The sequence below is a fragment of the Serratia rhizosphaerae genome (genome assembly GCF_009817885.1).
GTDB lineage: Bacteria > Pseudomonadota > Gammaproteobacteria > Enterobacterales > Enterobacteriaceae > Serratia_B > Serratia_B rhizosphaerae.
The window spans coordinates 3,478,240-3,496,438 of sequence record NZ_CP041764.1 but is presented as its reverse complement, the minus strand read 5'-3'; the positions used below and the strand labels follow the sequence as shown (position 1 = coordinate 3,496,438).

General features: G+C 59.5%; 20 protein-coding genes. 2 read left to right on the top strand and 18 right to left on the bottom strand.

Annotated elements, in window-relative coordinates; genetic code table 11:
* Positions 1-20 precede the first annotated feature (20 nt).
* The 15 genes from rodZ to trmJ all read right to left on the bottom strand — a co-directional run bounded on the left by rodZ (position 21) and on the right by trmJ (position 12,854).
* Positions 21-989, bottom strand: coding sequence for a cytoskeleton protein RodZ (gene rodZ, locus FO014_RS16290; RefSeq protein WP_160030279.1), 969 nt, complete (start codon positions 987-989; stop codon positions 21-23).
* Complete coding sequence (gene pilW / locus FO014_RS16285) at positions 979-1,716, bottom strand: type IV pilus biogenesis/stability protein PilW (protein ID WP_160030278.1); 738 nt, start codon at positions 1,714-1,716, stop codon at positions 979-981. Before pilW ends, rodZ begins: the two co-directional genes overlap by 11 nt.
* Positions 1,717-1,810: 94 nt before the next feature.
* The gene (gene rlmN, locus FO014_RS16280) at positions 1,811-3,007 is read right to left on the bottom strand and encodes a dual-specificity RNA methyltransferase RlmN (RefSeq protein WP_160030277.1); all 1,197 of its coding nucleotides are present in this window, start codon (positions 3,005-3,007) and stop codon (positions 1,811-1,813) included.
* 260 nt (positions 3,008-3,267) lie between these two features.
* Positions 3,268-3,693 carry a nucleoside-diphosphate kinase gene (ndk, locus tag FO014_RS16275; protein WP_015673416.1) on the bottom strand — a complete coding sequence of 142 codons (426 nt, stop codon included), beginning with the start codon at positions 3,691-3,693 and terminating at the stop codon, positions 3,268-3,270.
* 188 nt (positions 3,694-3,881) lie between these two features.
* On the bottom strand, positions 3,882-4,715 hold the full coding sequence (gene sseB / locus FO014_RS16270; protein WP_160030276.1) for an enhanced serine sensitivity protein SseB: 834 nt from the start codon (positions 4,713-4,715) through the stop codon (positions 3,882-3,884).
* A gap of 68 nt (positions 4,716-4,783) precedes the next feature.
* Positions 4,784-6,079: an aminopeptidase PepB gene (gene pepB / locus FO014_RS16265; protein ID WP_160030275.1), complete on the bottom strand. Its 1,296-nt coding sequence runs from the start codon at positions 6,077-6,079 to the stop codon at positions 4,784-4,786.
* Positions 6,080-6,292: 213 nt separating this feature from the next.
* On the bottom strand, positions 6,293-6,493 hold the full coding sequence (gene iscX, locus FO014_RS16260; protein WP_015673419.1) for a Fe-S cluster assembly protein IscX: 201 nt from the start codon (positions 6,491-6,493) through the stop codon (positions 6,293-6,295).
* A gap of 32 nt (positions 6,494-6,525) precedes the next feature.
* A complete protein-coding gene (gene fdx, locus FO014_RS16255) occupies positions 6,526-6,861 on the bottom strand; it encodes an ISC system 2Fe-2S type ferredoxin (protein ID WP_160030274.1) in 336 nt (111 codons plus the stop codon).
* Between the two features lie 2 nt (positions 6,862-6,863).
* A complete protein-coding gene (hscA, locus tag FO014_RS16250; protein ID WP_160030273.1) occupies positions 6,864-8,714 on the bottom strand; it encodes a Fe-S protein assembly chaperone HscA in 1,851 nt (616 codons plus the stop codon).
* Between the two features lie 24 nt (positions 8,715-8,738).
* Positions 8,739-9,257, bottom strand: a complete 519-nt coding sequence (gene hscB, locus FO014_RS16245) for a co-chaperone HscB (RefSeq protein ID WP_105232193.1) — start codon at positions 9,255-9,257, stop codon at positions 8,739-8,741.
* Between the two features lie 101 nt (positions 9,258-9,358).
* Positions 9,359-9,682: an iron-sulfur cluster assembly protein IscA gene (iscA, locus tag FO014_RS16240; protein ID WP_105232194.1), complete on the bottom strand. Its 324-nt coding sequence runs from the start codon at positions 9,680-9,682 to the stop codon at positions 9,359-9,361.
* Positions 9,683-9,812: 130 nt separating this feature from the next.
* Positions 9,813-10,199, bottom strand: a complete 387-nt coding sequence (gene iscU / locus FO014_RS16235; protein ID WP_160030272.1) for a Fe-S cluster assembly scaffold IscU — start codon at positions 10,197-10,199, stop codon at positions 9,813-9,815.
* Positions 10,200-10,223: 24 nt separating this feature from the next.
* A complete protein-coding gene (gene iscS / locus FO014_RS16230; RefSeq protein WP_105232196.1) occupies positions 10,224-11,438 on the bottom strand; it encodes a cysteine desulfurase in 1,215 nt (404 codons plus the stop codon).
* A 59-nt stretch (positions 11,439-11,497) separates the two neighbouring features.
* The gene (gene iscR / locus FO014_RS16225) at positions 11,498-11,992 is read right to left on the bottom strand and encodes a Fe-S cluster assembly transcriptional regulator IscR (RefSeq protein ID WP_105232197.1); all 495 of its coding nucleotides are present in this window, start codon (positions 11,990-11,992) and stop codon (positions 11,498-11,500) included.
* A gap of 136 nt (positions 11,993-12,128) precedes the next feature.
* A complete protein-coding gene (gene trmJ / locus FO014_RS16220; protein ID WP_105232198.1) occupies positions 12,129-12,854 on the bottom strand; it encodes a tRNA (cytosine(32)/uridine(32)-2'-O)-methyltransferase TrmJ in 726 nt (241 codons plus the stop codon).
* A gap of 171 nt (positions 12,855-13,025) precedes the next feature.
* On the opposite strand from trmJ, the gene suhB reads away from it, so the two are divergent.
* On the top strand, positions 13,026-13,829 hold the full coding sequence (gene suhB, locus FO014_RS16215) for an inositol-1-monophosphatase (RefSeq protein WP_105232199.1): 804 nt from the start codon (positions 13,026-13,028) through the stop codon (positions 13,827-13,829).
* A gap of 61 nt (positions 13,830-13,890) precedes the next feature.
* Here suhB and FO014_RS16210 read toward each other — a convergent pair whose 3' ends face one another.
* Together FO014_RS16210 and FO014_RS16205 are read right to left on the bottom strand one after the other, a co-directional pair.
* On the bottom strand, positions 13,891-14,904 hold the full coding sequence (locus FO014_RS16210) for a nickel/cobalt transporter (protein ID WP_160030271.1): 1,014 nt from the start codon (positions 14,902-14,904) through the stop codon (positions 13,891-13,893).
* Positions 14,895-15,530 carry a DUF1007 family protein gene (locus FO014_RS16205; RefSeq protein WP_160030270.1) on the bottom strand — a complete coding sequence of 212 codons (636 nt, stop codon included), beginning with the start codon at positions 15,528-15,530 and terminating at the stop codon, positions 14,895-14,897. The genes FO014_RS16210 and FO014_RS16205 overlap by 10 nt, the downstream gene beginning before the upstream one ends.
* A gap of 176 nt (positions 15,531-15,706) precedes the next feature.
* Between FO014_RS16205 and csiE the strand changes: the two genes are divergently transcribed.
* Entirely contained in the window at positions 15,707-16,972 is a 1,266-nt protein-coding gene (csiE, locus tag FO014_RS16200) for a stationary phase inducible protein CsiE (RefSeq protein WP_160030269.1), read from the top strand.
* Here the strand turns inward: csiE and FO014_RS16195 are convergent.
* Entirely contained in the window at positions 16,969-18,114 is a 1,146-nt protein-coding gene (locus FO014_RS16195; RefSeq protein ID WP_160030268.1) for a 3-phenylpropionate MFS transporter, read from the bottom strand. The genes csiE and FO014_RS16195 overlap by 4 nt on opposite strands.
* Positions 18,115-18,199 lie beyond the last annotated feature (85 nt).

The following is an 18,199-nucleotide window of genomic DNA, read 5'->3' as shown; positions in this document are numbered from 1 at the left end:
TCAAGACGCCAGCCGCGCAATCACTGCGCGGCAACGGTCAGACGGGCAACACGGTTTGACTTAACAAACCGGCTTAAATCTACCGGTTTACCTTGATATTGAATCTGCACTGCCGCCGGCGCGCCGATGGTCAGCTTGTAAGGCGCCGAGCCGGTCAGGTTCAGCTTACCGCCGCTTTTCTGCATGCCGCTGAACAACGTTTTACCGCTGGCGTCGGTGACCTGCAACCAGCAATCGGCGGAAAAATCCATCACCAGCGCGTTCGGGTCGACCGCCGGCGCGGCCATGGCGGCATCGCCGGTCGGCAACGACGCGGCGTTATCGGCAGGCGCGGCATCCGGCATGCTGGCCTGGCTTGGCGCCACCACCGCTGGCTGCTGCGCGGCGTCGCTGCCGCTGGCGGCCGGTGCGGACGCTGCCGGCGCACTGTCGGCCGGCGCAGGCGTTGGAGCAGCATCCGCCGCCGGCGTCTGCGTATCGGCATTATTGTCCGTCAGCGGTACCGACTGGCCTTCGCTCTGCTGCGACAGCTGCGCCGATGACTGGTTGGCCATGTTGGCAATTTCATCCTGCTGCGCCTTGTGATTTTGCCACCACCAGGCGCCGGTCAGGCCGATCACCACAAACAGGATCAGCCAGGTAAAGCTCATCAGCCAGCCGTCGCGCTTTTTGCGCCGTTTGCCCAATGAAAAACTTTGCATCGGCGCCACTTTGGCCATCTTCACCGGCGTCTGCTTGGCCATCGCCGGCAGCAGTTCATCCTCCGGCACATGCACCAGCTTGGCGTAAGAGCGGATATAACCGCGCACGAAGGTCGAAGCCAGATCGTCCGACAGGTTGTCCGCTTCGATGTCGCGTACGGTAGACATTTTGAGGCACAGGCGTTCCGCAACGGCCTGCTGACTCAGCCCGAGCTGCTCTCGGGCCTGACGCAGGCGCTCGCCTGTCGTCATGGATACGGTTTTGTCTTGGGAGGCTTCAGTATTCATCGGCTAAGAACTGCTGGTACTGTTTGGATTGTGGAAAACTTTGCGCTAACTGCCTTCCATAGCGCTGAACGCTATCCTGACGGCCGGCTAACGCGGCGAAACGAATCTGTAACCATAAACTGTCGGCGCTGGCCGGCAGAACGTGCTGATAAACATCCAATAGAAACTGCGACTGCGCACGTTTCCCTGCACCAAATTGCTTTTCAGCCTCAACCAACAGCGGCGAGCCTTTATCCGGGTCGATCTTTAACGCCTTCATCAGCAGCGGCCGCGCCCGATCGTATTGATCAGCCTGTAAAAAACAGTAACCCGCGTTTTCCAGACTGTCGGCGATCTGGCCGTAATCAGCGGCTGACGCCGCGGCGCTAAACTGCTGTTGCGCCTCTACATACTGCCCTAAACTGCAAAGAAACGCACCGTAATTATTCAATACGCTACCATTGCCCGGCGCCAGTTTCAGCGCCTGCTGATAACGCTGCCGCGCAGCATCGGACGCGCCGATGCGCTGCTGATACAGCGCCATCCCCAGCTGAGTGCGGTAATCCTGCGGCGCGGCGGCCGCCGCCTTCGCCAGATTTTTGCGCGCCGCCGCCAGGTTGCCCTGCTGCAGATACGCCAAACCCAGCTGCAGACGCGTCTGCGCCGCCGCCGGGTTATCCGGCACCGAACCGGAACAGCCGGCCAACAGGCCTGCCGTCAACAGCCATCCCCAGGATTTCAGCTTCATGCCGTTTGAACTCCTTGTACGATGTTACCCGATCGCCTGAGGGATTGCTGCTTACATAACAGGCTGTTAGATAACTAAAATCTTCCTATAGATTTCAGACCGTCTGCACCTTGATAGGTTCCCCGGCCATTTTCTTTTTCAGCGTGCGCTTGGTGCGGTCAATGACCTCGCCCGCCAGCTGCCCGCAGGCCGCGTCGATATCATCGCCGCGGGTTTTACGAACAATAGTCGTAAAGCCGTATTCCATCAACACTTTGGAGAAACGATCGACCCGGCTGTTGGAGCTGCGGCCATACGGCGCGCCCGGGAACGGGTTCCATGGGATCAGGTTGATCTTGCACGGCGTATCCTTCAGCACTTCCGCCAGTTGATGCGCGTCGTCGGTGCTGTCGTTAACGTGATCCAGCATCACATACTCCACCGTCACCCGTCCCTGGTTGGCGTTGGATTTCGCCAGATAGCGGCGCACCCCGGCCAGGAAGGCTTCGATATTGTATTTGCGGTTAATCGGCACGATTTCATCGCGCACCGCGTCGTTCGGCGCGTGCAGCGAGATCGCCAGCGCCACGTCGATCATGTCGCCCAGTTTATCCAGGGCCGGCACCACGCCGGAGGTCGACAGCGTTACGCGGCGCTTCGACAGGCCGAAGCCGAAGTCGTCGAGCATGATTTCCATCGCCGGCACCACGTTGGTCAGGTTGAGCAGCGGCTCGCCCATGCCCATCATCACCACGTTGGTGATCGGACGCTGGCCGGTCACCTTCTGCGCGCCGATGATTTTCGCCGCGCGCCACACCTGGCCGATGATTTCCGACACGCGCAGGTTGCGGTTAAAGCCCTGCTGCGCGGTGGAACAGAATTTACACTCCAGGGCGCAGCCTACCTGTGAAGAGACGCACAGCGTCGCACGGTCGGCCTCCGGGATATAGACGGTTTCAACCTGCTGGTCGCCGACTTTGATCGCCCACTTGATGGTGCCATCGCTCGAACGTTGCTCTTCGGCCACTTTCGGCGCGCGAATTTCGGCAATCTGCTGCAGTTTGCCGCGCAGCACCTTGTTGATATCGGTCATCTGCTCGAAGTCATCGCAGCAGTAGTGATAGATCCACTTCATGACCTGGTCGGCGCGGAACGGCTTTTCGCCCAGCGAGGCGAAAAACTCACGCATTTGCTGGCGGTTCAGATCCAGCAGGTTAATTTTGGCGGCAGCCGGTTGCTCCGTTTTAACGGATTGATCTTGCATAGAATTATTTTCAGACACGGTGTGCTCGGACGCGATGGGTTCTAACATAATGATCTTTAGCCTCGTTATTACACGTTATGGCTGGCTCCCTTTCGGGAACAAGAATGGGCGAAGTGTGTTGTTATCCCTGCCGTCGCTTTCAGGCGGCGGACAGTGTCGGGATAAAACACGCCCTGGACAAGTTGACTCATCCAGGGCGCGGCATTGTACAAATTTTAGTAGCGAGTTTCCACGACGGGAAAGCATTCAGGGCATTTTAATTGTTTCAGCCGGTGAATATTACCCCTCGTCGGTAGAAACCAACGCTATCAACGCGGGCAGATTTCGCTGTCGTTGAAGAAGTAAGCGATTTCACGCGCAGCGGATTCCGGGGAGTCGGAACCGTGCACCGCGTTAGCGGTGAAGCTGTCCGCGAAGTCAGCACGCAGAGTGCCGGCCAGCGCGTTGTCCGGGTTGGTTGCACCCATGATGTCGCGGTTACGCTGGATCGCGTTTTCTGCTTCCAGAACCTGCACCATGATCGGGCCAGAGGTCATGAACTCAACCAGACCGTCGAAGAATGGACGGCCTTTGTGCTCAGCGTAGAAGCCTTCAGCTTGCTCACGGCTCAGCTTCAGCATTTTAGCGGCGATGATTTTGAAACCCGCACGCTCGAAACGCGCATAGATAGCGCCGATGTCGTTGTTGGCTACGGAGTTTGGTTTAACGATGGAAAAGGTACGTTCTACGGTCATAATGGCCTCAGTCTAACTTCCTAATACGGGCCGGACTCAGAAAAAATCCGCCGGCCTTGTTCAAGTGGCGCAAATTATATGTGCGCTGTTAACGCTTGCCTACGGGAAAACCAACATTTCTTTAAAAAAATATTAGCGCCGGCGACGATTTTGCCGCCAACGCCCCGCCGGCGTACAACAATGCGCCGCTATTGGGTGGTATCCGTGGAAGGAATGATGTTGCGCAGCCAGCTGCCCCAGCGACGCTGATAGAACGGCTGGGTATGGGCGATCAGGTAGTGGCTGACGCCGCGCTCTTTTTCCGATACCAGGCAGAAGTCCACCGGCTCATCGTCCGGCAGCGCTTCGCTGGCGACGCTGCCCGCTTCCTGAATCAGCGCATCGATCTCCGCCGCATCGCCGTCCACTTCCACGCCGACCAGCAGATTGGGTTTCTCATCCAGCGCACGGTCATGCATCAGAGCCAGGAATGCCCGGCGTACCGGCTTGCGCTGGCTGAACAGCGTGGTCAGCGCATCCACCATCGTCGCCGGATACACCTCCGGCTGGCCAAGCAGGATTTGCGATTCTTTATCGATATAGTGTTCAACCGGCTTGCTCACCCCGCCGTTCGCCAGCAGCATCGCCACTTCTTCCGGATAAAACTCTTTGCCGTATTCCGCCTTCGGGTTCAGGAACAGTTCAGCGCCCTGGGTAATTTCAAACAGTACCCGCGCCGGCATGGCGATAAACGGCTGTTCGTCCTCTACCGCCTGCTGCAGCAGACGCAGGGAGGAAAAGAACGGCACGACGCTGCTGCCGTCCTGCTTTTCCCAATGCTGAATGTTCACCGGCGTATCCGCATTCAGGACGATTTCGCCCTGCTGCTGCACCTGCTCGCCGTCGCCTAGGATATAGACGGTCGACTCCAGCAGCTCGCGGAAAAACGCCGGCCGGTGCGCCGCTTCGCTGACCGCCAGCTTCAGCAGGCGCTCCAGTTCATTGTCGTCAGCGGCGACATTATCGTGGTGGTGGGAACTCATGACCAACTCCAATCATTAAGGGGCCAGCACGCTGGCCCCCTTACGGTCTGTTAACGATCTCTTCAGCTTTATTTTGCTTTGTTCAGCAGCAGGTTGGCAACGGCGCGCACGCCCAGCCCGGTAGCGCCGGCGGACCACTGATCCACCGCGCCTTTACGGTAGGTGGCGGAGCAGTCGATATGCAGCCAGCCCTGCTGATACTGGGTAACAAAGTGCGACAGGAAGGCCGCCGCGGTGCTGGCGCCGGCGCTGTAGGCCGGGCCGGCGATATTATTCAGCTCGGCGAAGTTGGACGGCAGTTGGCTGCGGTGGAACTCGGCCAGCGGCAGACGCCAGAACGGCTCGTGCTCTTCCTGCGCGCTGCTGAGCAGCTCCTGCGCCAGTGCATCGTCAAAGCTGAACAGCGCATGGTAGTCATTGCCCAGCGCAGTTTTCGCCGCGCCGGTCAGGGTGGCGCAGTCGATAATCAGTTCCGGCTGCTGGGCGGAGGCGTCGATCAGGCCGTCGGCCAGCACCAGGCGCCCTTCGGCGTCGGTATTCATCACTTCGACGGTTTTACCGTTGCGATAGCGGATAATATCACCCAGTTTAAAGGCATTGCCGCTGACCATGTTGTCCGCGCAGCACAGGTAGAGCTTCACCCGCTTGTCGAGACCGCGCGCCGCCGCCAGCGCCAGCGCGCCGGTCGCCGTGGCCGCGCCGCCCATATCGGCCTTCATCGAATCCATAAAGGCGCTTTGCTTCAGACTGTAGCCGCCGGTATCAAAAGTGATGCCTTTGCCGACCAGGCAGGCGAACACCGGCGCCTCCGGGTTGCCGCTCGGGTTGTAGTCCAGCGTCAGCAGCACCGGCGGACGCGAGGAACCGCGGCCGACGGTATGAATGCCGGCATAGTTCTGCTCGCGCAGATCTTCGCCTTTGATGATGCGGTAGCTGACCGCATCGCAGCCGACGTCACACATCAGGTCGACGGCGCGGGTTGCCAGCTGCTCTGGCCCCAGCTCTTCCGCCGGCATGTTGATGGTGTCACGCACCCAGTCAACGATCTTCAGGCGGCGATCCAGTTCCTCGCGCTCCTCGGCGGACAGCTGCGGCCATTCAACGCTGCGCGTGCCCTTCGGCCCGCGGAACCCCTGCCAGAACGCCCAGCTTTGCTCCAGGCCCCAGCCTTCGCCGGCCAGCGTGACCTGACGGATACCCTGACCGTCGATTTTACGCGCCGCGCGTTGAATTGCGCCCAGCTTGCCGCCGCCGGTCAGATGGATGGTGATGCCGTCATTGTTGGTGCTCAGCAGGGCTTTTTCGCCCCAGCGCGCATCTGCGGGCTGGTGGGACAGGGTAATCTGCATGGTTTCAGTCGTCATAGCCTACTCCGTATATGCTTTATACCCGTCATATTTCACGTGACAGGTGTGTTGGCTGCGCTCAGTCACCCGCATCACTTACCGGTGTAAGTTCATCGGAATGCCTTCTCTTGCCGCCTTCCCGCCACTCGAATGATTTAGGGTATATACGTTTTTATCGGTCGGATACAAAATAAACGGGCCGCCCATGGCAGCCCGTTACGCTATTAGTCGCTAGTCTGCTTCATCTAACCAGACCAGCAAAATCGCTTCCAGTATTTTCTCGTTGGAAGCCTGCGGATCGTCATCAAACTCTTCCAGCTCGCAGATCCACTGATGCATATCGGTAAAACGCACGGTTTTCGGATCGGTGTCCGGATAGGCATCGTACAGTGCTTCGCCGATCTCGCGGCTGTCGGTCCACTTGAGTCCCATTATGATCTCCCGTTCAGGATGGCGGCTAACAATTAGTGCTCGCGCGCGTGGTTAACGGTATAGCGCGGCATCTCCACCACCAGATCGTCGTCCGCGACGCGCGCCTGGCAGCTCAGACGGCTTTCCGGCTCCAGCCCCCAGGCTTTGTCCAGCATATCGTCTTCCAGCTCGCAGCTTTCATCCAGCGAGTCAAAACCTTCACGCACGATACAGTGGCAGGTGGTGCAGGCGCAGGATTTTTCACAGGCGTGCTCGATATCGATACCGTTACGCAGCGCAACATCGAGGATGGTTTCCCCTTGTTCCGCGTCCAATACCGCCCCTTCCGGGCATAAGTCCTGATGGGGCAGGAAAACAACTTTAGGCATGGTTAAACCTCATCCACAGAATGGCCAGCCAGCGCCCGTCGGATGGAGGCATCCATACGGCGCGCGGCAAAATCTTGCGTAGTCGCATCTAATGTTTTTATTGCGGCTTCAATGGCCGCCGGCCGATCGCCCTGTACCGCCTGTTGCAAGGCGGCCATGGCAGCGTCGATCGCCTGGCGCTCTTCTTCGCTCAGCAACGCCGCATCGCTCGCCAGCGCGCCCTGCAGGCTTTCCAGCACGCGTGCGGCTTCCACCCGCTGCTCTGCCAGCATGCGCGCACCGACGTCGCTCTGCGCATGGGCCATCGAATCTTTGATCATCCCGGCGATCTCGTCATCCGACAGACCGTAGGACGGCTTCACCTGAATCGACGCCTCAACGCCGGTGGATTTTTCCATCGCGGTCACGCTCAGCAGGCCGTCCGCATCCACCTGGAAGGTGACGCGGATATGCGCCCCGCCCGCCGGCAGCGGCGGCAGGCCGCGCAGCGTAAAGCGGGCCAGCGAACGGCAGTCCTGCACCAGTTCGCGTTCGCCCTGCAGCACGTGAATCATCATCGCGCTCTGGCCGTCTTTAAAGGTGGTGAACTCCTGCGCGCGCGCCACCGGAATGGTGGTGTTGCGCGGAATCACCTTCTCCACCAGACCGCCCATGGTTTCCAGCCCCAGCGACAGCGGGATCACGTCCAGCAGCAGCATTTCGCTGTCCGGCTTGTTGCCCACCAGGATGTCAGCCTGCACGGCGGCGCCGATGGCGACCACTTTATCGGGGTCAATCGACGTCAGCGGCGTGCGGCCAAAGAAGGCGCCGACCTGCTCGCGCACCAGCGGCACGCGGGTCGAACCGCCCACCATCACCACTTCCAGCACCTCTTCCGCGCTGACGCCGGCGTCTTTCAGCGCGCGGCGGCAGGCCATCAGCGTGCGTTTGACCAGCGTGGCGATCAGGCTGTTGAACTGTTCACGCGTGACCTCACCCTGCCAGCCGGCAACGTCCACCGTCACGGACTCGGCGTCGCTCAGCGCGATTTTAGCCTGGATGGCGGCGTCCAGCAGCTGACGCTGCAGGCCGTGATCGCTGCGGTCGGCCACGCCGGCCTGCTCGCGCAGCCAGTCGGCCAGCAGGTGGTCGAAGTCATCGCCGCCCAGTGCGGAGTCACCGCCGGTGGCCAGCACTTCGAAGACGCCGCGGCTGAGGCGCAAAATAGAGATATCAAAGGTACCGCCGCCCAGGTCGTACACGGCAATGGTGCCTTCCTGCCCGGAATCCAGCCCGTAGGCGATGGCCGCAGCGGTCGGTTCGTTCAGCAGGCGCAGCACGTGCAGGCCCGCCAGACGCGCGGCGTCTTTGGTGCCCTGACGCTGCGCGTCATCAAAATAAGCGGGCACGGTGATCACCACGCCGTCCAGTTCACCCTCCAGCGCCTGCTGCGCCCGGGCAGACAGAGTCTTGAGGATATCGGCGGACACGCTGACCGGGTTAAGCAGCCCGGCGGAGGTGGCAATCATCGGCAGGCCGTTGTCGCTGGCCTGGAATTGGTAAGGCAGGTTCGGATAGCGTTGCTGTACGTCAGCCAGGGAGCGGCCCATCATGCGTTTGACCGAGCTGATGGTGTTGGCCGGATCCTGCGCCGCCTGCGCGCGCGCGGCGGCGCCGACCTGCACGGCCTGCTCGCCATAGTGCACCACCGACGGCAGCAGATGACGCCCTTCGGCATCGGGCAGCGTTTCAGCCTGCCCGCTGCGCACCGTGGCGACCAGCGAGTTGGTGGTGCCCAGATCGATGCCGGCCGCCAGACGGCGCTGATGTGGCGCGGCGCTTAACCCGGGCTCACTGATTTGTAATAAGGCCATGTTGAGCTTCCAGAATTAAAAAAATCACTCAAAACCCAGCAGTTTTTCTTCGAGTTGTTCAACCTGTTGCTGGAGTTTGTCCAAAAAGCGCAGTTTGCGCACGGTATCGGCGGCGTCGGTCCACTGTTCGCTGTCCAACTGCTGCACCATCTGGGCGCTGCGCTGTCTGACGGCGGCGGCGAGGCGTTCGCCAAAGGCGGCCAGCGCGGCGTCATCCGCTTTGCGTTCAATGCCGTCAAGCTCTTCACGCAGCTCCAGCTGTTCCATCAGGAACGCCGTATCACGCAGGGTATGTTGTTCATTACCCAGATCAAAGCCGTGCAACGATAGCATATACTCGGCGCGTTTTAACGGGTGCTTCAGGGTCTGGTAGGCTTCGTTAATGGTCGCCGCCTGCTGCAGCGCCATCAGGCGTTCGCGTTCCGGCTGGCTGGCAAAACGATCGGGATGGAATTGACGTTGCAGATCCTGAAAGCGGGATGCAAGCAGGCTGCCGTCCACGGGATAGCGAACTGGCAGCCCGAATAAAGTAAAGTAATCCATAGCGTGCTCTGGGCGTTATCGTGAGGGTTTCGGGTCCCCCCGCGCCGTGCGGGGGCATCTCATCCTTCCGCAAAGCCTCTGCGGAGGAACACGACGGGCTATCAGACGTTGAAACTTTCGCCGCAGCCGCACTCGCTTGAGACATTCGGGTTGTTGAACTTGAAGCCTTCGTTCAGGCCTTCCTTAACGAAATCAAGTTCGGTGCCGTCAAGGTAGACCAGGCTTTTGCCGTCAATGATCACCTTAACGCCTTTGTCTTCGAAGATCATGTCGTCGTCATTGACTTCGTCAACAAATTCCAACACGTACGCCATCCCGGAACAGCCGGAGGTGCGAACCCCAAGACGCAGGCCGAGACCTTTACCGCGGTTATTCAGGAACGCCTGAACGCGTTGCGCAGCGCTGTCGCTCATAGTAATCGACATAACAACCTCACACTCAATATCCCCTGCATCTTGCAAACCGGCGTCGGGGAGCGAACCGGCCCCGGGACAACAGACATCGTCCCAATAAACGCGGGCGCAGCATGCAACATGCTACGCCCCTACACTGAACTTACTTGGCGTCGTGCTTGCTTTTATAATCAGCAATCGCCGCTTTGATCGCGTCTTCCGCCAGGATAGAGCAGTGGATTTTTACCGGCGGCAGTTCCAGCTCTTCAGCAATTTGGGTGTTTTTAATCGCTTCCGCCTGGTCCAGCGACTTGCCCTTCATCCATTCGGTCACCAGCGAACTGGAGGCGATGGCGGAGCCGCAGCCGTAGGTTTTGAAACGCGCATCTTCGATGATGCCGGCGTCGTTCACCTTGATCTGCAGCTTCATCACGTCGCCGCAGGCCGGTGCGCCGACCATGCCGCTGCCGACGCTCGGGTCTTCATTGTCGAAAGAACCCACGTTACGCGGGTTTTCGTAGTGATCGATTACTTTTTCGCTGTAAGCCATGACCTTGCTCCTGAATCCTGAGAATTAATGATGTGCCCATTCGATGCTGTTGATATCCACGCCCTGCTTGAACATTTCCCACAGCGGAGAAAGGTCGCGCAGACGGCCGATAGACTTGCGAACCAGCTCGATGGTGTAGTCGATCTCTTCTTCGGTGGTGAAACGCCCCAGCGAGAAACGGATCGAACTGTGCGCCAATTCATCGCTCATTCCCAGCGCACGCAGCACGTAGGAGGGCTCCAGGCTGGCGGAGGTACAGGCAGAACCGGAGGAGACGGCCAGGTCTTTCAGCGCCATAATCAGCGATTCGCCTTCAACATAGTTGAAGCTGACGTTCAGGATGTTCGGCGCGCCCTGCTCCAGGTCGCCGTTCAGGTATACTTCTTCCATATCCTTCACGCCGTTCCACAGACGGTCGCGCAGCGTGCGCAGGCGCGCCATCTCGCTGTCCATCTCTTCTTTGGCGATACGGTACGCTTCGCCCATGCCGACGATCTGGTGCACAGGCAGGGTGCCGGAACGCATGCCGCGCTCGTGGCCGCCGCCGTGGATCTGCGCTTCGATACGGATGCGCGGCTTACGGCGTACGTACAGCGCGCCGATGCCTTTAGGCCCGTAAATCTTGTGACCGGAGAAGGACATCAGGTCCACTTTCAGCTGGCTCAGATCGATAGGCAGTTTGCCCACGCTCTGGGTCGCGTCCACGTGGTAGATGATGCCGCGCGCGCGGCACATTTCGCCGATGGTGGCGATATCCTGCACCACGCCGATTTCGTTGTTCACGTGCATGATGGACACCAGAATGGTGTCATCGCGCATCGCCGCCTCAAGCTCTTTGAGGTCGATAATGCCGTTGCTCTGCGGCGCCAGGTAGGTGACTTCAAACCCTTCGCGCTCCAGCTGACGGCAGGTGTCCAGCACGGCTTTGTGTTCGGTTTTGCTGGTGATAATGTGCTTGCCTTTTTTCTGATAGAAATTGGCAGCGCCTTTAATCGCCAGGTTGTCGGATTCGGTCGCCCCGGAAGTAAACACGATTTCACGCGGATCGGCGCCCACCAGTTCAGCAATCTGATTGCGGGCGATATCCACCGCTTCCTCTGCCTGCCAACCGAAACGGTGGGAACGGGAAGCCGGGTTACCGAAGGTGCCGTCCAGGGTCAAAAACTGCATCATTTTTTCAGCAACGCGCGGATCAACCGGCGTCGTTGCTGAATAATCCAGATAAATCGGTAATTTCATTGCTCTTGTGCTCCGTACATCACTTCCAAAAACAAAATGCTCAAGTATTCGTCAGCTGCTTATGCGCGCAGATTAACGTTGATCGTCTCTTCCTGGCGGCCGTTGGCGGAACGACGCGTGTCATTATTCTGACGGTCGGCAACATCCAGCACTTCCTGATTATTGACCAATTCAGCCAGCGTAATACTGTTCAGGAAACCGCTGATGCGCTCGCTCAGGTCGCGCCACAGGGTGTGCGTCAGGCAGCGATCGCCGCCCTGGCAGCCTTCTTTCCCCTGGCAGCGGGTCGCGTCGACCGACTCATCAACGGCGGTAATCACCGCGCCGACGGCAATCTCGCCGGCGTCTTTACCCAGCAGATAACCGCCACCCGGGCCGCGCACGCTGGCTACCAAACCGTTCTTGCGCAGACGGGAAAATAATTGCTCCAGATAAGAGAGCGAAATTCCTTGCCGCTCTGAAATATCAGCCAATGGTACGGGCCCTTCCTGGGAGTGCAATGCCACGTCAAGCATAGCGGTTACGGCATAACGGCCTTTGGATGTCAGTCTCATAGTCAATGGTTACCTGTTGGTCAAACATGGCGGAAAGTCTGACATTCCCGAGTAATTCAGTCAACTATTTAACCGAGTAATTCACTCAGGTATTAGCACGTTTTGTAATAAAGCATAACGAATACTTATTTTTCAATTATTTGCCCAACTTATCTATCGACGTCAGCATGCCGCGCAGAATATTCAGCTCCTGCGCTTCCGGGCGGGCGCGGGTAAACAGACGGCGCAGGCGACTCATCACCTGCCCCGGATGCGTCGGGCGAATAAACCCGCTGCGCTGCAGCGTCTGTTCCAGATGCTGATAGAAACGCTCAAGGTCATCCACCAGCGGGTAAGCTTCTTCTTCCTGCTGCGCCGGCGCTTCCGCCTGCTGGCGGTCGAGGTAGGCAACGCGCACCTCATAGGCCAGGATCTGCACCGCCATCGCCAGGTTCAGCGAGCTGTAATCCGGGTTGGCCGGGATCGCCACGTGGTAATGGCACTTTTGCAGTTCATCGTTGGTCAGGCCGACACGTTCACGGCCAAACACCAGCGCTACCGGCGCCTGCTCGCCCTCTTTCACCGCCTGCACGCCGCATTCGCGCGGTTCAAGCATCGGCCAGGGCAAGGTGCGGGAGCGCGCGCTGGTGCCCACCACCAGGCCGCAGCCGGCGATCGCTTCGTCAAAAGTGTCAACAATGGTGGCGTTGCCGATAACATCGCTGGCGCCGGCGGCCAGCGCGATGGCCTGAGAATCAGGTTTTACCAGCGGATTGACCAGATAAAGGTTGGTTAAACCCATGGTTTTCATGGCCCGGGCCGTTGAGCCCATATTGCCGGTATGAGAGGTTTCAACCAGAACAATGCGGATATTGTGCAGCATACAAACTCTGAGCGTGTCGGAAATCGCAACATCCTATCACAGGAGAGGGATTAATGGCATGCGCGTTACGCCCGTCTGCAATTTAACCCGTGAAGAGGTTAGGCATTTCACAGAACACCTGCTATACTCCGCGCCGTTTCCTGTTCTTTAACATCCTAGTGGAAGATACCCATGCATCCGATGCTGACTATCGCCGTGCGCGCTGCGCGTAAGGCCGGTAACCTGATTGCCAAAAACTACGAAACTCCGGACGCTGTTGAAGCGAGCCAAAAAGGGAGTAACGATTTCGTCACTAACGTCGATCGCGATGCAGAGCATCTGATCATCGACGTCATCCGCAAGTCTTACCCGCAACACACTATCATCAGTGAAGAACGCGGCGAGCTGATTGGCGAAGATCGCGATGTACAATGGGTGATCGATCCACTGGATGGCACCGCCAACTTTATCAAACGCTTCCCACACTTCTCCGTTTCTATCGCCGTGCGCATCAAAGGCCGCACCGAAGTGGCGGTGGTTTACGATCCAATGCGCAACGAACTGTTCACCGCAACCCGCGGCCAGGGCGCACAGCTCAACGGTTACCGTCTGCGCGGCACCAGCGCCAAAGACCTCGACGGCACCATTCTGGCCACCGGTTTCCCGTTCAAGGCGAAACAGCACGCGCCGGCTTACATCAATCTGATCGGTAAACTGTTCACCCAGTGCGCCGACTTCCGCCGTACCGGTTCCGCCGCGCTGGATCTGGCCTATGTTGCCGCCGGCCGCGTTGACGGTTTCTTCGAGATCGGCCTCAAGCCGTGGGATTTCGCCGCAGGCGAGCTGCTGGTGCGTGAAGCCGGCGGCGTGGTCACCGACTTCGTCGGCGGTCATAACTCCTTCAGCTCCGGCAATGTGGTCGCCGGCAACCCACGCGTCGTCAAAGCGCTGCTGGGCACCATGCGTGAAGAACTGAGCGAAGCGCTGAAGCGTTAATCAGACCCGCCAGCAAACAAAGGCGAGGCTTAGGCCTCGCCTTTGTCGTATCTATTCCGCCTTAACGCGAGAAAGGCCGCACCCCGCCGCTGAACTCCGGCTGCGCGCTGGCGTAAAGCAATACCCCGGCAAACAGCAACAACAACCCGCCAAGCAACGCCAGCGATCCCCACGCCACCGCCTGCCAGTTTGCCGACGCGCGCGACACGCTGATGCGTTCCGCCAGCCGGCGGCCGTAATGCACAAACAGCGCCAGCAGCGAAATGGTCAGCGATGTGCCCAGCGCCATCGCCAGCGCCGACGCCACGCCCCAGGCAAACACGCCCAGCACCTTGGAAAACAGCAGCACCAGAATCGCGCCGGAACAGGGTCGGATGCCCATCGCCAGAACAATCGCCGCCCGCGTGCGCCAGTCGCTGCCGGCCTGCAGTTCGCTGTCGCTGGGTAAATGACGGTGTCCGCAGCCGCAATGCGCGCTGTGCACGTGATCGTCGGCCAGCGGCTGCAGACGCTGGATACGCAACGCCGGCGCCAGCTTCAGCGCGGCGGCCAGAAGGCGCAGCGCCCGCCAGCTCAGCAGTGCGCCCAGCAGCACCACCAGCAGGTAACTGCCCTGCTCCAGCCAGAAGCTGCTTTGGTGCAGTTGACGCGATGACAGCTGCAGCACGCCCAGCAGCAGCGCCACCAACGCCACCGCCACCAACCCCTGCAGCAAAGAAGCGGCAAAGGTCAGTTTCAGGCTGCTTTTCAGCCGCGTCGGATGCGTCGCCAGATAGGTCGAGATCACCACTTTACCGTGGCCCGGCCCCAGCGCGTGCAGCACGCCGTAGCTCAGGCTGAACAGCATCAGCGTGATTCCGGCGCGCTGCGGATCGGCTTTCACCTGCTGCAACAGCGACGCCAGCTGCTGGTTCAGCGTTTTCTGCCACGCCACGCTCTGCAGCATAATTTGCGGCCAATAGTGCCACACCAGCTGCGCACCGGTCGCCAGCGCCAGCAGCAGCAACAGTAATGGCCACAGGCTGGCGGCCCAATGACGGCGACGAAGCGGCGAGCTGCCGAGGTTTAGTGACATTGTAAAGTAATCCGTTGGGCGAATTGTTGGCCAAGCTGCAGGTCCTCTCCCGGCGAATCGTTTTTATCCAGCGACAGCGCATACGCCTGCAGCGAGGCGTCCGGTGTGGGCGTGAACAGCTCGAAGCGACACTGCTGCGCCATCTCGGCCGGCAGATGGATCGCCGATGAAGCCTGATAGCTCATATCGACAAAGTAGGTGGGATCATAGGTGGAGATACTAAAAGGTTTCCCCGCCAGCGGCTGCGGATGCGCCAGCGGCAGGACAAACTCCAGCACCGCCTTGTGCTCCTGACGGGAAAGCCGGTATTCCGGCGGCAAATTGGTATATTTCACCGGTTTGCCGTCGCGGTAGATATCGGTAAAGTAGTGCTGCCCCAACACGTTGGCCATCACCTGCGCCGCCAGTTTTTTCCAGGTTTCCGAGTCGTTTTTGGCATTCTGCGCATCGTACAACAGGTCCGCCGACGTCATTTCGTCCATCACCCACACCATTCTCAAACCAACCAGTTGCTGTTCCTGCACCACAAAGGTGGTGTTCATATCGATGAAACTGTGCGGATGCGCCGCTGCATCCACGCTATACCACGCCGCCAATCCAACCAGCAAACCTCTTAGCTTCATCATATCAACCTTTACTTTTGTTATAACATAACACAATGTATTGATAAACCGGCATCACACCACGCCAGAATTGTGACGAAAGTTATAAGCCGAAGCAAAACCCGGCGCCAGAACCGCGCCGGCTCAACACCGTTTGCTATGCTTAAACATAATTTCAACGTTACCTGCTGGATACACCCATGAGCCTGGACACTTCCCCCGTGCCTGAGCTCTCCAGTCAACAGCGGCGCTGCCGCCTGCTGTTGCTGCTGTTTACTCCGCCGCCCACGGTAAAACTGGAGACTATCAGCCACATCAACGGCGTCGACCTCCCCACCACCCGGCAAGATATCGCCGAGGTGAGCAGTGAAATCCGGCGATTCCATCACCTGGAGATCGCGGGAACCCCCGAAGAGGGCTACCAACTGACCGGGAGCACGCTGAATCAACGCCTCTGTCTGATCCATTGGCTACGACGGGCGCTGCGCTGCTGCCCGCAGTTTGTTGAAGACACCTTCAGCCCGCAGCTGCACCGGGCGCTGACCCTCGACAGCGCCCAGGCGGCCCGCTTGCAGCAGGCGTTGGAAAACTGCGCCGCCACGCTGAAACAGCCGCTGGAGGAGCGCATCCGCCTGTTCCTGCCGCCCTATCTCTGCTACTGCCTGTGGGAAATCCGCCAACAGCGCCACCCGTCGTTCACCGACGCCCAGCGCGCCTGGCTGCATCAAAAACCGGAGCAACAGGCCGCCGCCAAACTCTATCCGCTACTGCTGGCGCTGTCCGGCCTGCCTCCCCAGGCCGATGAACAAGACTTTCTGGTGCTGATGTTCACCCTGTTAAAAAACCACAGCTATGAGAGCGACCACTCTGATGAAGATTTACGCCTGATGGCGGCGATCGAACGCATGGTGGAACATTTCCAGCAGCTTTCCGGCATGAGCTTCAGCAGCAGAGCGGACCTGATTACCCATCTGTTCGCCCATCTGGCACCGGCGGTAGAGCGCTGCCACTTTGATATCGGTATTGATAATATGCTGCTGGAAGAAGTGGTGCGTAAATACCCGCGGCTGATGCGCACCACGCAGCAGGCGCTGGAGCCGTTTGAGCAGGAATATGGTATTCATTTTTCGCGCGAGGAGGCCGGCCTGGTGGCGATAAGCTTCGGCGCCTGGCTGATGCAGGGCAACGCCCTGCAGGAAAAACAGGTGCTGCTGCTGACGCTGGATAACCCGCAGTTGGAAGAAGAGTTGGAGTACCAACTGCGCGAACTGACGCTGCTGCCGCTCAATATCAAATATCAGCCGCTGCGCGACTTTCTGCGTTCCGGCGCGCCGCATGACGTCACGCTGGTGATCACCCCTTACGCCGCACCGCCGCAGGCAACGCAGCCGCCTTTGATCTACACCGAACTGCCGCTGGCGCGCGGGCAACGCAAGACCCTGCGCGCCCTGCTGGAAACCCCTTAACGCGCGACGCTGACCGCCGGCGGCCGGATAAACAGCGCCGGCAGCACAATCGCCGCCATCACCCAGAATACGCCGCCCTGCCAGTGTTCAAACAGGAAGCCGGCAATCACCGTCATCACCGCGATACCGCCGCCCATCGCCAGGCCGGAATAGACCGACTGCAACCGAATTACGTCCGGCCCGCTGCGTCCGCTGATAAAGCGCATCGCCGCCAGGTGGCAGACGGTAAAGGTGCCGCAGTGCAGTATCTGCACCAGCAGCAGCCAGCCCAAGTCGGTGGTGGCCCCCATCAGCCCCCAACGCACCACGCCGCAGCAGGCCGACAGCAGCAGCAGATTGCGTGCGTTCCAGCGCCGGAACAGGAGGCTGCTGCTGGCGAAAACGATCACCTCGGCCACCACGCCCAACGACCAGAAATAGCCGATAGTGGCGGCCGAGTAGCCGGACTCCTGCCAGTAAATCGACGCAAAGCTGTAATAACCGGCATGCGCGCCCTGCAGCAGCGTCACGCACAGCAGAAAACGCCAGACCGGCCCTTCCGTCAGCAGCTCGCGCCACGAGCGTTGCGGCTGGTTCTGCACGCGCGCCTCCCCCTGCGGCATCACCGTCGGCTTCAGCAACATGCCCAGCAACATCGCCAGCAGGCTGGCAAGCAGACAATATAAAACGGCGTGGTGTCCCCAGACCGCCACCAGTTGGCCGGTCAGCGCGGAGCCAATCACAAACGCCAGCGATCCCCACAGCCGCACCCGGCCGTAGTCCAGCGTAATCTGTTTTTGCCAGGTGCCGGCCAGCGCGTCGGTCAGCGGCACCAGCGGTGAAAAGAACAGGTTAAAGCCGGCGATGACCAGCATCAGCCAGCCCCAGGCGTTGCCAAAACAGAAGCCGACGGCGAAGGCCAGCGTCAGCAGCGCCAAAATGCGCAGCGCCGTCACCAGATTGGCGGGATCTTTCACCCGAGGGGCAATCAGCAGGCTGCCGAGAAAGCGCGCCACCAGTCCGGCGCCCAGTAGAATACCGATGACATCAGGCTCCAGCCCTTCGCCCTTGAGCCAAACGCTCCAGAACGGGAGATAAATACCGTAAGAAAAGAAGTAGGTGAAATAGCTGAGCGCCAGCCAACGTGTTGATTGCAGAACCATGTTCCCTCCGGTGTGTGGGCGATACTTTGACAGAGCTCACACCGGCCCGCAATAACGCTTACGACCTATAGGATGATAGTGCCAA

Excerpts from the sequence above, each read along its gene's own strand:
- rodZ (WP_160030279.1), bottom strand. The coding sequence starts at position 989 with ATGAATACTGAAGCCTCCCAAGACAAAACCGTATCCATGACGACAGGC.
- pilW (WP_160030278.1), bottom strand. The coding sequence starts at position 1,716 with ATGAAGCTGAAATCCTGGGGATGGCTGTTGACGGCAGGCCTGTTGGCC.
- rlmN (WP_160030277.1), bottom strand. The coding sequence starts at position 3,007 with ATGTTAGAACCCATCGCGTCCGAGCACACCGTGTCTGAAAATAATTCT.
- ndk (WP_015673416.1), bottom strand. The coding sequence starts at position 3,693 with ATGACCGTAGAACGTACCTTTTCCATCGTTAAACCAAACTCCGTAGCC.
- sseB (WP_160030276.1), bottom strand. The coding sequence starts at position 4,715 with ATGAGTTCCCACCACCACGATAATGTCGCCGCTGACGACAATGAACTG.
- pepB (WP_160030275.1), bottom strand. The coding sequence starts at position 6,079 with ATGACGACTGAAACCATGCAGATTACCCTGTCCCACCAGCCCGCAGAT.
- iscX (WP_015673419.1), bottom strand. The coding sequence starts at position 6,493 with ATGGGACTCAAGTGGACCGACAGCCGCGAGATCGGCGAAGCACTGTAC.
- fdx (WP_160030274.1), bottom strand. The coding sequence starts at position 6,861 with ATGCCTAAAGTTGTTTTCCTGCCCCATCAGGACTTATGCCCGGAAGGG.
- hscA (WP_160030273.1), bottom strand. The coding sequence starts at position 8,714 with ATGGCCTTATTACAAATCAGTGAGCCCGGGTTAAGCGCCGCGCCACAT.
- hscB (WP_105232193.1), bottom strand. The coding sequence starts at position 9,257 with ATGGATTACTTTACTTTATTCGGGCTGCCAGTTCGCTATCCCGTGGAC.
- iscA (WP_105232194.1), bottom strand. The coding sequence starts at position 9,682 with ATGTCGATTACTATGAGCGACAGCGCTGCGCAACGCGTTCAGGCGTTC.
- iscU (WP_160030272.1), bottom strand. The coding sequence starts at position 10,199 with ATGGCTTACAGCGAAAAAGTAATCGATCACTACGAAAACCCGCGTAAC.
- iscS (WP_105232196.1), bottom strand. The coding sequence starts at position 11,438 with ATGAAATTACCGATTTATCTGGATTATTCAGCAACGACGCCGGTTGAT.
- iscR (WP_105232197.1), bottom strand. The coding sequence starts at position 11,992 with ATGAGACTGACATCCAAAGGCCGTTATGCCGTAACCGCTATGCTTGAC.
- trmJ (WP_105232198.1), bottom strand. The coding sequence starts at position 12,854 with ATGCTGCACAATATCCGCATTGTTCTGGTTGAAACCTCTCATACCGGC.
- suhB (WP_105232199.1), top strand. The coding sequence starts at position 13,026 with ATGCATCCGATGCTGACTATCGCCGTGCGCGCTGCGCGTAAGGCCGGT.
- FO014_RS16210 (WP_160030271.1), bottom strand. The coding sequence starts at position 14,904 with ATGTCACTAAACCTCGGCAGCTCGCCGCTTCGTCGCCGTCATTGGGCC.
- FO014_RS16205 (WP_160030270.1), bottom strand. The coding sequence starts at position 15,530 with ATGATGAAGCTAAGAGGTTTGCTGGTTGGATTGGCGGCGTGGTATAGC.
- csiE (WP_160030269.1), top strand. The coding sequence starts at position 15,707 with ATGAGCCTGGACACTTCCCCCGTGCCTGAGCTCTCCAGTCAACAGCGG.
- FO014_RS16195 (WP_160030268.1), bottom strand. The coding sequence starts at position 18,114 with ATGGTTCTGCAATCAACACGTTGGCTGGCGCTCAGCTATTTCACCTAC.